A 13,613-nucleotide genomic window follows, 5' to 3' on the forward strand; every position below is an offset into this window, starting at 1 on the left:
GCCAGACCGCCGACGAGCAACGCCAGAGCCAGGAACTTCATTACAAAGGGGATCAAGGGCCATGTCGCCAACCTTGCTTCATATGCCATCGCCATGTCAGCTCCTAGACAAGTCTTGGCTTTTGCGCCGAGCGATCGTTCAGCCTTATCAGCAGAACGAAGAAAATCAGCGTAACCATGATCAAAGCCAGTGGCGCAATCACGCCATGAAGCTGCCCAAACAACGCCCGATCACTTCGGTAGCTGTAGAACAAAGCTAGCAGGCGAGCTTGATTGATGATGAAGACAAAGGCGGTACCGCCCAAAAGGCCAACAGCACGCAAGCGCCAGGTCAAAGGGTAAGCTATGACAGCGGCCATCAACAGGAATAGCACCTCCGTGCCCTCGCAACCGTTGAGAACATTGATGCCGCCGCCCGGAGAGCGAATGGAGGATCCATCGGCGGTCGCATGGGCGTCAGGTGTCAATGCATTGATGATCCTAACTACCGTACCTACCGTTGCCTTGTCGATGACGACATACTCAAAGGCAGACCCCTTGGCGGTATTCCAAATCCATTGCAAGCTCAAAAACACGAGCGTGAATAACAAAGCCATGAGCCAGGCCGAACGGCCATGGCTGTTCGGCTGCGCGCTGCTATCTGACACAAGCATCCCCTGAGATTGGTATGTTCACCGGCCCCTACAACGGGCTAATACTTCTAGCAGGGAATGATGACAGCGCCATGAAGAATAGTGCGCATGACGGCTGCATGCGTGTGGCCTGCGGCAACTGCTGTTTGACATCTAAGGCCGTGTGGACCAGCGCAAGCTGTGGGGTGTCCGCCACCGAGCGGCTACAGCATCTCAATACAAAAGCGCAAGCTCGTTAAACAGGACTTTGGCTGGGCCAAGGTCATTGGCCAGCCGTCAGCTCTCTTTTCGCTCTCGGGCAAACTCAATGTATCGCCACGAGTCAGCGGTAAGCCGGCATTTACCTGTTCGATACTTAGCCTTGCAGCCTGCCAAATTCAAACAGTGAAAGCTACGCACCGAGTTTGAGCCAATGGTTCAGAACGTACAGCATGATCAAAGGCCTCGTGGTCACCTAAGAACACCACTTGCTCCACGCCCCGGGTAAGCGCCGTGTAGATGAGGGCATGGTCCAGTAGCCTGCTCTTGCCCACCACAACGGCTACCCGCTTGAACTGGGAACCCTGGCTTTTGTGTACGCTGATAGCGTATGCCAGTTCGATGCGGTCCAGCAACTCCGCAGCAGAGAAAGAGTGTCGCTCACCATCAAACTCGATTTTTAGGCCTCCGTCCTCATCCGACCCGACGACCTGACCGAGGGCCCCGTTCATCAGCCCACGCTCATAGTCGTTGATGAGGTGGATGACTGGTTCACCAACAATCAGCCGTGCGGTGGAAATGTCGGCCTTGCCGCAAGCATCGGCATGGAAACTCTCGTTGATGTTGCGAATGCCAGCACGACCGCCCTTCACGGCAGACAGTACTTGCCAGTCCTCTCCACGCCAAACCTCTCTCAAGCGCCTGAGCTGCTGCATGACCGCGTCCGGGGCACATGCGATGAAGCTCACGCCGCTGTGGAGGCCTGTGAACGGCACAAAGCTCGGAGCCCGGTGCGCGCGCACAGTTGCAGCGACAGCTGGTATACCCGAGGAGGCAGCTTGCCGATGGACGGTCAAGAGGTGAGCCTGAGGCACTTGCGAATTGCCCACAAGCCGGTGGAACACCAAGCCAAAGCCTATAGGCGGCAGTTGGGCGGGGTCACCCACCAAAAGCATGCGAACACCATCCGGCAAGCTTTTTAGAATGCGATACATGGTCGGAAGGTCAAGCATCGACGCCTCATCGATCACGACGAGGGTGTCGGGTGAAACCTCCAGCCTACCCGACCGGATCGCAGTCAAAAACTTGGCAATCGTCATGGCTGGCTGGTCGGTAGCCTCAGCCATGCGCTGGGCCGCACGGCCAGCCAGTGCCATCTGCAAAACCACAAGGTTCTGGCGATGGGCAAGCTCAATGACCACGCGCAGGACGGTCGTCTTACCGACGCCAGCGCCGCCCGTCAGCACGCTGAAGTTGTGCTCGAACGGAAGCACCACGGCCGCTCGCTGCTCGGCGTTGAAGGGAAAGCCCTGCCGCTGCTCTACCCGCTCGATGTGCTCAAGCGCCCAGCCCTCACCTACGGTGACAGGAAACAAGGGCGATTGCTCAGCTGCCTCACCGGCAAGCATGGCTCGGATTCGATTGGCGATGCCAGACTCAAGGGCTGCAGCACCGAAGGCCTGGTAGCCCTCCAACTCACTGCCGCAGGCCGCCACCTCCTCTGTGGCAAGCACAACAGCGCGCCGCGCCTGTGTGACCGGCATGTACTGCGAGACACGGTCGACCAACAACTTGTGGCTAGTCAGCGTGTGAGCATGCTGAAGGCGTTCGTACAGAGTAGCTTCCACAGCGCCAACCAGGCGCCTGGGGTCATCAGTGGCCACACCCAGCTTCTGCGCAGCAGCATCGACCGCAGGCCAGGACGTGAACGCCAGCATGAGATATGGATTCAAGAGAAGCATCTTGCTCGCTTGATCTCCCCAGACTCGAAGCACTTTGTTGGCCATCCGCCAATCCAGACCATGAGCATCAAGGAACTCGATGGTCTCAGCCTCTGCCTGCTTGGCTCGCCAAGCCTCGACCAGATTCTCGGCCGTGACACGGTTCAGAACGACCTCCAGCGCAGCCACGTCGCCAGCCGCAAGGGTGGGCGCCAAGCGCTCCCCGAACTCGCCCCAAAGGCGCTGTGCCTTCGCTTCCCCGATTCCGACAAAGTCAGGGTGGTTTGCCAGGAACTGAGTGATGAGCTTGCCTCGAGGCAGTTCATACATGCCTGAGATAGCGTGGAGCTGTTCGCCGTGTTTAGGACTGATTCGAATCTCCCCGGTGAGAGACCAGGACTCCCCCGGCACCGGAATGCGCGCCAGCACCTTGGGAGCGCAGACCACCCTTACGGCACGACCGTCATCAGTGACTCCGCTGAAGATGGAAGCACCGTTATTCAGGGCACTGAGCACCCTGCGAACAGATAATCTGCAATGTTCCAGGACGGCACTCATGCGCGCTCCGGAGGTGCAGGCACCCGTCGACCAGTCTCAATCATCATGTCTTCGCGCCCAAGCTGAAGGCGCAGGTCCTTGAGCTGACGACGCAGTTCGAAGGCCTCTGCCACCAGAGCAGCATTTTGCTGCTCCAGGCGCTGCACACGACGCTCCAGTACGGTTGTCGAGCCAGTGGACCTGATGGCTGGCTCTCGCTCCTCAGACGAACCCTCAGTCGTTGCCTGCCGCTCGCCCTGGCGAACCAACCCCTGTTCAAGCCTAGCCACCTCCAGGCGAGCCTTCACGTTCGGATTTTGATAGAAGCTGCTCTTGGGGATTCCGGTCTTGTTGGCCAGCTCAGTCAGGTTCAGCGTGCCATCCTTGGTCGACACCGGTAAAGGTGCACCCGTGCCAAGGTACGCCTCGAGGGTGGCAAGGTGCCCTTGACCAATCTGTTTGCCATTCTTGCCGCTCATAAAGCCCCTCCAGCGCCTTCGTTGTCTTTGAGCCAGGCTACGAAAGGCTCGGCGAAGTCCGCATCCACCACCACGTTGTTGCGGCGTTTGGTCAAGTCGATGATTTGCCGCCTTTCGGCATTGACCGCCAGAAAGCTCTCGAAGTGCCTGAGGACGCCATGGAGAGCCTGGCACGTCCGGACGTACTTGAGCTGAATGTCATGAAGCTCCTGCTCGTGGGCCTTAGCATCGGGTGCCGGCAGAGCCGCAGGGGCGGCTGACTGGTCCTTCTGCAAGTGTTCAACGTATCGCTTCAGTCGCGTCACCTCACGCTCAAGGTTGGCCGCCTTGAGTTCGACGGTCGTCACCAGCGCCTTGGCCTTTTCATCTCCGACATCTCGGAGCTTCAGGTTTTGGGTACCACCGCCAAGGTGGGCAGCCATGAAGGTCAGCAGCAGCGATTTGTATCGCTTGTTCCGCAGCAGGGTTGCCTTGTTGCACGGCTTTTGCTGTTGGTGGGTGATGTGCGTTGCCACCATCTCAGCCAGGCCGGTCACGTGCTGAAACTTCACCCGCGATGTCTTGAGCTGCTCCAAGTACTGGATGAGCAGTTTCTCGCGGCCTTCCTGCTTCGCCGCTTGATAGCCTTCGAACGTGTTCCTGCCCTTGGTCATCACGAGTCCCCTTCAAGCAGAAGCTGCTTCGGCATCATGGGAAGGCCTTGCAAGTGGCCATCGCCATCCAGTAGCTTGATGAGGTCGTCGTACGTCAAGTTGTTGGCCTCCACGACAGTCTTCAGCAAACCAGCACACTCGCGCGCGGGATCTACCGGCATCGCAGGGTCGAAGGCCTTTGCCATCTGGCCGGTTCGGGCCAGCACACTACGACGGAGCATGTCGAAGCGCGCTCTGATTTGCGGACTTTCCGTACTCGGGTAAGCGAGGCACTCTTCGAGTCGCACAAGCAAGTACGCGGTTAGTTTGCTGGGAACAGCCACCCGTTGCAGATCTTGCTGGATGATTTCCGGCTTTTGAACAATCCAACGCCGATCGTCCTGACCGTTGGCGATTCGGATGCGAGCCGTATCTAAGACCTCTTCACTCAGACGCCAACCCGTGAGCTCCTCAGCCAAGCGTGACCTTTCGTCATCCAGTCGGTCAAGTTCTTCATCGGTGTATCGAGGAGGCACAGTATCCATCGCCGACTCGACCTTCAGTGTGAGGTCGTGGAGCATCTCATCGAACTCTTTGACCTTAGCCGAAACAGCTGGAAGATGGTCAACCGACCGAACGGCGTACTGGCAAAGACCGCACCGCCCCATGCCCCGCCATTGCTTCACTACCTCCGGAGGGCAGTGGTTGCCGTACGGGCAGATTTCCGTTTTGTTCTCCGCCGCATTGACTGCTCTGGTCTCGCGCAGAACATCCAGTCCACTCGTAGCGTCCTCGTTCATCGTGATGCTGATGCAGCCATATGACACCAGTGTTTCCGGCAAGTTCTCCCGCAAGCTTTGTGAGAAGTTAGAGTTCACATCGTCTGCGCGAATATGTCGCGTTGATGCAGTTCCTGTCGCCCCCCAGGTCTCGTGCTTGCCTCGATAGGCCTGCTCACGGAGCTGCATAGCCTGGTGGGCCTGAGCAGCATGCAAGTCTTCTGGGTCAATCACCACATAGTGGTACACCGTGCCTGACTTCTGTCCGGTTATGTGCGTCCCAATGAATTCAGCCGGCAGCAGGGTGGCGTACTGAGAGACTACGGACACACGGGAGCTGTGCGGTGAGATGCGGCTCTTCACTGTCAGTTCACATACGGTGTTGCACCCATCTCCGTAGTCCTGGCGTTTCGAACGGGCTGCAGGGTCATTCATCCAAACGCCAGGCGGTTCCAAAGCAGATAGTTGATTTAGACCTCCCTCACCCAATGCCGGCAACAAGGCATCAATGGCACTCACCAAATCCATCCAGATAGTCGTGTATCGCTTGTCGGGATGGGGCCGCCCGGTGACGTCTGATGCAAACAGAGGAAGAATTGGTGGCCATTTAGTCCTGTCGTTGTTGTTGTAGTGGTGCTTGTTCGAGAACCCAGATAGTTCAATCAAATTGCGCCATGTGAGCTGATCTCGGAGAATCTCGATGACGCGGAAGTTGACGTGCGGCGTCCAAGGCTTTCGCATCGATTTGTCCGTATTAACGAACAGAAGGGTGAAGTCGTGGTCGTCTGGAGTAACCCTAGAATCGAAAGTGCCTGCGTCAAGCCATTGGATATGGTTATGTCGCAAACCCGTGTAGAGGGCCACAAGGATTTGGTTGAGTGCATGTGGCTGTGGCAATTTAAGCCTACGCTCTCCCGCAACGGGGAACCAATCCAGGCTCAGACAGTCCGGGATGTACTGCAACGGGATAGTTTTGTCCCTCGTAAAAATGACAGGAATGAACCCTACCAACGGACTGGTGGCAAACGTGTCGATGATGGTTGTGCTCGTTCGAACGATACGGCGGCTCAATTCGGCGCTGTCAAGCTCTCCACTCAAAGTCTTTTCCAGCACAACCGCGAGGTGCGTTCTAAGGGCCTCTACGTAGTCTAGGAAGACTCCGAACAACCGCCTTGGGATGGGACGTTTGTTGGTGCCCTTGTTGCGTGTCAACGGGGGATATGCATAATCCGGTATCGGCTGACGAAACCCTGAGCATCCGCGTAAGTCATCGCCATGCAGCTCTAAAAAATTGAAGAACACCTCGACTTGTTTGAGATTTGCGTAGTGCGTGTGTGGATTCCATGGACGGGCATTGGCAACCATATCCATGTACTCAACAAAGGTCAGAGGCACATCATCCTCACCCGCTTTCATGAGCCTTGAGACAAAGATGCTCGCAATCAGCTTTCGAGGCTCTGTCGGGTATGTGAGCTTAGTATCTGGACGGCGTTGGAACCAGAACGTCAGGTAGAAGAACAAGTAGATGTTCAAGTAGCCCAATGCGAGATCAGTTGGCTTGTACGCCTCACGCCTAACGGTTTGCTTGTACACATCCTGCAACTCAAGCCAAATCTCAGCGAAGGTCATCACCTCCGTTGACAAACCAGGAAGACGTGGCCTTGTCTTCAAGGCTTTGGGCGAGGCAAGCATTGGCGAGGCTTTGATGATTTCGTTCACCAACTGCTCGTCATCGACGTCAAGGTTGATGGCCATGCCTTGCCTTTTTGGCTTTTTGCCGGAAGCATTCTCGACTGCACTTAAAGTGCCGAGACGAGTTGGCAGTACGGACGTGACGCTACGGGCTAACTCACTGGACCATTCGTCCACCGTGATGCCGAAGTCTTTCCCGTATCTCTCGCGAAGCACATCAATCAATGCCTTGAAGGCGAGGACATCATCCGAAATCCCTAAGCCTGAAGCAGCTTTCTTGATTTCGATGAGGTCAGTGAGGCGGGCGTCCTGGGGACACTGCCACCCCGTTGCCAACAGCAGTTTTGTTCCGTAGCAAAGAAACCACTCACGCCGCTTCTGCGACGTTCCGACTGACGAAAATGCGGGATGAGGAAGGTCCTCCGTCTTCGCCTCTAGCAGACGCATGAAACTAAGCAGTTCGCTGAACAACCCTAAATCTCGCGACCACAAACCAGTGGCGGCAAGCTTAGGAGGCCAGTCGAATCGCATTGGCAACGTAATGGCGCCACGGCAGTGAAGAGCGATCAGGAACAGTCCTAGCCCTCGTTTAAGACCCTGTGCATACGTCTGCCTATAGGAGAAGTCGTCCTGTCCGTCGCTAAGCGTCACCGCATAGAACATCTCACGGGTAATGTCCTCCTTACGTGCCTGGTAGCACTGCCAAAGTTTTTCGAGATAGCCCTCATTGAAGGTGTGCTCAATGCGCAGGGTGCGCAGGAGCACAAATTTGGAGAAGGTAGCTGCCACGTGCGTTTTGGTGGACACCTGACGAAGATCCAACCCCTCTAGGTCTAAAAGCTTCAGAAGCCCCTTCGCTACGCCATGCAGGGATGCTCTGATGTCTTGGTCAAGCTCTGCTCCTGACTTCCGGAACACCAACTGACCATTCGTGAGATTAAGCATGGGTCAGTCCAATCTGCTGCTGGAGCTTGCGTACCTGTGCATTCAAGGCCTCCAGCTTCAGTTGATCGATGGATTTTGGCTCTGCGCCGTTGTAGACCATGGCGTTCGCGTGCCGGAGTTCGAGTTGCATCAGATCCTTGTCATAGCGCGCGTAACGCAAGGTAGACTTTTCCTCCGCATGCCCCATCAACTGCTGCACGAACGCGATTGGCAGTCCATAGTCACCACTGAGCCGAGGGAAGTAGTTCAGGAGGTAGGTGCCATAGGCGTGACGCAGGGAGTGCGGCCCAGAGACTACCCCTTCAAGCCCGACAACCGCGGCAGCCCTCTTGAACGCCTCCAGACGGGTGTTATGAGAACTTAAGAAATACGGACGCCCCTCCTTCCCCTTCTTAAGGTACTGGAATACGAAGCGGTGCAAACCGTGAGGGACATACTCCTTGGCCATATAGTGCTCGAGGCTCTCGAAGAACATCGACGCAAATGGCTCGAGAAGCAGGGTGCTCTCTGTTGTTCGCCCTTTCCATGCCAACAGGTCGCGTTCTTCTGGGCTCAAGTAGAGATAGCTTGGATGATTGGCTCGCAGAGCAGGGTCCCGCAAGGCAACGGTTCCAGCACTGATATCGAGGTCGTCGAACAACAACTGCAGGCCCTCATGATTTCGGCAGCCGCTGGCTGCCAAAAAGGCATAGAGAGCTTTGTCGCGGAATGTCGTCTGTGCCTTGATGAAGCTTTCGATTTCATCAAAGGGGAATGCGCGGCTGTCGTCGTAGCTAACCTGCGGGGACGTGGTCGGCAGCACAGTGCTCTTGAGGAATTTGGGGCCACCCGATATAACGCCAGAAATCATGGAGTTCGCCGTCATGGCCCGATGCTGACTGGGTGTGACCGGCACCTTCGAATGAAGGTCGTGAAGCAAAGGCTCCGTATCGACGTCCCCCTCTGTGCACATGCCAAGTTGGCTTAGCTCTTGTAGTTCCTGGCGAATGTGCTCAGACAAAGAGAGAAACTTTCTGAGGGGAGCGTGCATCAAGGCAGATGTAGCTGCCGCGTATCTCGTAGATGGCCTGCTCTGGCTCACAAGCTTTGCGATCTCGTTCCCTGAGTCTTCGCCATGAACGAGATACTCGTCAAAGGCTTCAAGGACGCTCTTTAGCCTAGCTCGCGTAAGGGGCTCCCCTGGACTGGCTGCCTTTAGGACAGCTTCGTATTCAAAGAGGTAGTCATAGAAGATCGCCAGGTGCCGGCAGTAGCTATTTCGCGTGTTGAAACCGTGCTTGCGCAACAGCGAGTCGGCGAATGCCGTAAAGGAGTCCAGCGGCAAACCGTTCGGGCCAAGCAAGCGCCAGGTGGCTTTGCCGTCTTTCGTCGCCTTCAACAACGTCACGTTCTTTAGCATTCAGACCCCAAATATGCATCTAAGTTTTCTAGCGCGAAACCGCTCAACTTGATTGCATACTACGCTCAAGCAGACATGAAAAAAGCCTCAACTTCTTCGCGGAAGTTGAGGCTTTTTCGTAGGGAAAATGCGCGACGTACTGGGGTCGAACCAGTGACCTATTGCTTAGAAGGCAATTGCTCTATCCAGCTGAGCTAACGTCGCATAGAAACCGAAAAGCCTAGTCTACCAAATACGCAACTCCAACAACCTGGAATAAGAACCCCCGACCTATTGCTTAGAAGGCAATTGCTCTATCCAGTTGAGCTACGGGCAGCCAGAGTGCGAGTTTAAGCGATGCGCGCAGGTCGCCAGCGAGACAACCACAGTGCGTTGCTCACCACACTCACGCTGCTCATCGCCATGGCGGCGCCTGCCAGCATGGGATTGAGCCCCCCGAAGGCCGCCAGCGGAATGCCCACCACGTTGTAGCCGAACGCCCAGACCAGGTTTTGCCAGATCTTGGTCGATGTGCGGCGGGAGATTTCCAGCGCCGCAGGCACCAGCATCGGATCGCCGCGCATCAGGGTGATGCCCGCTGCTTGCATGGCCACATCTGTCCCGCCTTCCGGATTGGCCATGGCCATACCCACGTCGGCAGCCGCCAGCGCCGGTGCATCGTTGAGGCCATCGCCCACCATGGCCACCACCTGACGCTGTCCTTTGTCACCCTGCTGCAAGCGCTGAATGTGGTCGGCCTTGTCACCGGGCAGCACTTCTGCAATCACCTGCTGAATGCCCAGCTTGCTGGCCATCGCCTGCGCGGCCCCCCTGTTGTCGCCGGAGATCATCACGGTGCGCACATTCAAGGCATGCAGCCTGGCCACAGCCTGAACTGCGCCAGGCTTGAGTTCATCGCCAAACGACATGAGGGCCATGACTTGCCAGGCCAACCCACCGTGCGCCGGAGCCTCCTGGTGCTGGCGCATCAGCCAGGATACGGTGGCGCCGTCCTGGGCCCAGCGCTCGGCTGTTGCAAGCAGCGGCGCCAGCGCGGTGTCGGCACCATCAACCAACTCCTTCATCCAACGCGTGCTGCCCAATCGCCACTCACCCGCCCAGGAATGGTCAGCGTCGTCAATCAGCACCCCGCTGACGCCGCGCCCAGGCACGGACTGAATGGATTGAACCGCACAAACATCAGGCGCCGCCTCTTGCCCCTTCAAGGCAGCCAACACCGCCTTGGCCAAGGGATGCTCGCTGCCGGATTGCAAACTGGCGGCCACACGCAAAGCTTGCAGACGATCCCACTGCTGAGCCGGTTCAATCGGACTCACCTGCCAATCCAGCAGGCGCGGATGCCCTTGGGTCAAGGTGCCGGTCTTGTCAAAAGCCACCACCTGAACACGATGGGCCATCTCCAGCGCCTGGGGGTCTTTGATGAGGATACCTTGACGTGCCGCCGCGCCCGTCCCCGCCATGATGGCCGCCGGTGTGGCCAGACCCAAGGCACAGGGGCAGGCGATGACCAAGACGGCCACAGCACGGATCAAGGCCACATCACCACCCTGCCCGGCCATCCACCAACCCAGGCCGGTCAGCAAGGCAATCAGCAGGACGGTGGGCACAAAGACTGCCGACACCCGGTCCACCACGCGCTGGATTGGCGCCTTGGCAGCTTGCGCATCGACCACGCGGCGAATGATGTGCGCCAGCATGGTCTGGCTGCCCACCGCCGCCACCTGCATCACCAGACGCCCCTCCGCGTTGACCGCACCACCTGTGAGGCGATCTCCCTGCGCTTTGGCTACCGGCAAAGGCTCTCCGGTCAGCATCGCCTCATCAACGTGGCTGCTCCCCTCAGTGATCAGCCCATCTGTTGGGATACGCTCGCCAGGCCGTACAACCAGGGTATCGCCCACCAGCACTTGCGCCAAAGGCACCGTCACCTCGCCCTGCGGGCCCAGACGGCAGACGGTATCGGGCCGCAAGGCCTGCAAGGCGCGGATGGCCGCCGTGGTTTCGCGCTTGGCGCGCGCCTCCAGGGCTTTGCCGAGCAAGACCAGGGTGATCACCACCGCAGCCGATTCGAAATACAGATCGGGCGCCTGATGCCCGCCATGCCCTGGGTGCGCACCATGGGGGCCCTGCGCCGCTTGATTGAATGACCACCACAACCAGCACGACAAGCCCCAGGCTGCACTGGTACCCAGCGCAACCAGTTGATCCATGTTGCCGCTGCGATCTTTCAGCGCAGCCCAACCGGCTTTGTAAAAACGAGCCCCAAGGCCGAACTGAACGGGGGTAGCCAGCGCGAACTGCACCCAGGCTGGCCAAAAATTGTGCGCCCCCCACAACATGGGCAGGACCAATGGCAGGCTCGCAGCAGCACCCAGGCACACGGCGCCCCAGACCTGCCACCAGGGCACCAACTCTTCTTGTAAGGGTTCGTCCGCCTGCTGAACCTGCGCGTGGTAGCCCGCATCCTCGATCGCACAAATGAGAGCGGCATCATCGACGTGAGCCGCATCTGCCAAGGTCACGCTGGCGGTTTCAGTTGCAAAATTGACTTGCGCCTCCTGCACGCCAGGTACCTTGCCGAGCGCGCGCTCCACCCGCCTGACACACGCAGCGCAGGTCATACCCCGCACAGCCAACTGCACGCGCTGATCAGAAGGCGACGAATCGTCGGCAGAAGGCACCGGTGAATCAGAAGTGGCGGTAGCGGACATGGTCTATCCAGCAAGATCGAATGGCAATGCAGGCAGTGTCAACCCTGACACCATGTCAATGTCAAATGAAGATGAATTCAACTGACTGCGCTTGACCTTACCATGATGGAAAGGTTCAAACTGATGGTATTGACAATGCCATCACACCAAAAGGATTCCCATGAGCGACACCCACAAGCACCAACTTCAGGTCAAGGGCATGACTTGCCAGCATTGCGTGAAGGCCGTCACCAAGGCCGTTCAGGCGCTGGACCCTGCCGCCACCGTGGCCGTTGAGTTGCCCCAAGGCCAGGTGACCGTGCAAACCACGCTCAGCCGCGAAGCCACCGTCCAGGCTATCAGCGATGAAGGCTATGACGTCCAGGCCTGAGGCGCTTTTGCCGATCAACATCGGCGAGGCCTCGAAGCAGACAGGCGTGTCGGCCAAGATGATCCGCCACTACGAAGGGCTGGGACTGCTGCCTGCGCCACCGCGTACGGAATCCGGCTACCGGCTGTATGACGCCGATGCGGTACACACCCTGCACTTCATTCGCCGTGCGCGCGACCTTGGCTTTGGCATGGCCGACATCGCCCAGTTACTGGATCTGTGGCGCAACAGAAGGCGCTCCAGCGCGGCGGTCAAAAAGCTGGCCATGACGCATGTGGCTGAACTGCAGGCACGGATCGAAGCGTTGGAGGCCATGAAACGCACGCTCAGTGAACTGGCCGAGCAGTGCCATGGCGATGACCGGGCGTGCTGCCCCATCCTGGATGACCTGGCCAAGGCGGAGAAACCACCCGTCGCCGACTGCTGCACCTCATCCTCCCGCTGAGGCTGTTGGTCACATGATGACTGACAGCTTCGGCGCTTTCGGTGCATCATCACGGGCGCCCAACAATCAGGAGACCAGTCCATGACGAACGCAGCCGACGACGCGTGGCCTTTGCAGCAATCCAGTTTGAGCGCCTGCGGGATCAACACGCGGGTGCTTCAAGGTGGGGCCAATCTCAAAGCGACCGAGGCAGTTGTGTTTGTGCACGGCAACCCGGGCTCCAGCGAAGACTGGCGCGCATTGATGCAGGCCGTGGCGCCACATGGCCGAGTCATCGCCATGGACATGCCCGGCTTCGGCCAGGCAGACAAACCCGCCGAGTACCCCTATTCTGTCGAAGGCGGCACGGCCTTTCTGACCGAAGCATTGCGCCAGTTGGGCGTGCTCAAGGCACATCTGGTGCTGCACGATTTTGGCGGCCCGTGGGGCTTGATGTGGGCGGCCATGAACCCGCTCGGCCTGGGCAGCCTCACGCTGATCAACACAGGTGTGCTCAAGGGCTACCGCTGGCATTACATGGCGCGTATCTGGCGCACACCTGTCCTGGGTGAGCTGCAGCAACTGATCACCAACCGCAGCGGTTTCAAATGGGCCATCTCGGTGGGTTGCCCCAAAGGTTTGCCGCTTGAATTCGTCAACCGCATGTATGACGACATGGATTGGGGCACCAAGCGCGCCATCCTCAAGCTTTACCGCGCCACGGGTGATCTGGACAACCGCAGCCAGGCGCTGGGCAAGATGCTGGCGCCACTCAATCCGCCCACACTGGTGGTCTGGGGTGCGGCTGACCCGTATCTGCCGGCGCGCTATGCCGAGCAGCAGAAAGAGACCTTCGCCAAAGCACAGGTGGTGCTGCTGCCGCAAAGCGGGCACTTTCCGTTTGCCGATGATCCCAAAGGCGTGGCCGATGCCGTGGTGCCCTTCCTGAAACGACAGTTGATGCAACAAACCTGACCGGCCGAAAAGCTGGCATCAAACCGTCAAACAGCCTATCTAGAATCGCGCACTCCAAAACCAACTTGGGGGGCGACCTGTGAGCCCAGGTTTATCGTCATTTCTCAATATGGCCCGCTG

10 protein-coding genes and 1 tRNA gene are annotated in these 13,613 nt (G+C 58.1%); 3 read left to right on the top strand and 8 right to left on the bottom strand.

Annotated elements, in window-relative coordinates; translation table 11 throughout:
* Window positions 1–103: 103 nt before the first annotated feature.
* The 8 genes from EPO09_RS16080 to EPO09_RS16115 all read right to left on the bottom strand — a co-directional run bounded on the left by EPO09_RS16080 (window position 104) and on the right by EPO09_RS16115 (window position 11,724).
* Window positions 104–595, bottom strand: a complete 492-nt coding sequence (locus tag EPO09_RS16080) for an archaeosortase/exosortase family protein (protein WP_290644403.1) — start codon at window positions 593–595, stop codon at window positions 104–106.
* A gap of 413 nt (window positions 596–1,008) precedes the next feature.
* Window positions 1,009–3,108, bottom strand: a complete 2,100-nt coding sequence (locus tag EPO09_RS16085; protein ID WP_290644405.1) for an AAA family ATPase — start codon at window positions 3,106–3,108, stop codon at window positions 1,009–1,011.
* Window positions 3,105–3,566, bottom strand: coding sequence for a DUF6262 family protein (locus tag EPO09_RS16090; protein ID WP_290644407.1), 462 nt, complete (start codon window positions 3,564–3,566; stop codon window positions 3,105–3,107). The genes EPO09_RS16085 and EPO09_RS16090 overlap by 4 nt, the downstream gene beginning before the upstream one ends.
* On the bottom strand, window positions 3,563–4,219 hold the full coding sequence (locus EPO09_RS16095; protein ID WP_290644409.1) for a hypothetical protein: 657 nt from the start codon (window positions 4,217–4,219) through the stop codon (window positions 3,563–3,565). The genes EPO09_RS16090 and EPO09_RS16095 overlap by 4 nt, the downstream gene beginning before the upstream one ends.
* Window positions 4,219–7,614 (bottom strand): hypothetical protein, encoded by a 3,396-nt coding sequence (locus tag EPO09_RS16100; protein WP_290644411.1) that lies wholly within the window; start codon window positions 7,612–7,614, stop codon window positions 4,219–4,221. Before EPO09_RS16100 ends, EPO09_RS16095 begins: the two co-directional genes overlap by 1 nt.
* Window positions 7,607–9,001, bottom strand: a complete 1,395-nt coding sequence (locus tag EPO09_RS16105; protein WP_290644414.1) for a tyrosine-type recombinase/integrase — start codon at window positions 8,999–9,001, stop codon at window positions 7,607–7,609. Before EPO09_RS16105 ends, EPO09_RS16100 begins: the two co-directional genes overlap by 8 nt.
* 142 nt (window positions 9,002–9,143) lie before the next feature.
* A tRNA-Arg gene (locus EPO09_RS16110) sits at window positions 9,144–9,217 on the bottom strand.
* 125 nt (window positions 9,218–9,342) lie between these two features.
* On the bottom strand, window positions 9,343–11,724 hold the full coding sequence (locus EPO09_RS16115; protein WP_290644415.1) for a cation-translocating P-type ATPase: 2,382 nt from the start codon (window positions 11,722–11,724) through the stop codon (window positions 9,343–9,345).
* Between the two features lie 160 nt (window positions 11,725–11,884).
* Here EPO09_RS16115 and EPO09_RS16120 point away from each other — a divergent pair, with 160 nt between their 5' ends.
* The 3 genes from EPO09_RS16120 (at window position 11,885) to EPO09_RS16130 (ending at window position 13,493) form a co-directional block, all read left to right on the top strand.
* Window positions 11,885–12,094: a cation transporter gene (locus EPO09_RS16120; protein ID WP_290644416.1), complete on the top strand. Its 210-nt coding sequence runs from the start codon at window positions 11,885–11,887 to the stop codon at window positions 12,092–12,094.
* Window positions 12,078–12,539, top strand: coding sequence for a Cu(I)-responsive transcriptional regulator (cueR, locus tag EPO09_RS16125; protein WP_290644417.1), 462 nt, complete (start codon window positions 12,078–12,080; stop codon window positions 12,537–12,539). Before EPO09_RS16120 ends, cueR begins: the two co-directional genes overlap by 17 nt.
* Before the next feature lie 81 nt (window positions 12,540–12,620).
* Window positions 12,621–13,493: an alpha/beta fold hydrolase gene (locus EPO09_RS16130; RefSeq protein WP_290644419.1), complete on the top strand. Its 873-nt coding sequence runs from the start codon at window positions 12,621–12,623 to the stop codon at window positions 13,491–13,493.
* Window positions 13,494–13,613: the final 120 nt, after the last annotated feature.

The sequence above is a fragment of the Aquabacterium sp. genome (assembly GCF_004297345.1).
In the GTDB taxonomy this organism is placed as follows: Bacteria; Pseudomonadota; Gammaproteobacteria; order Burkholderiales; family Burkholderiaceae_C; genus Aquabacterium.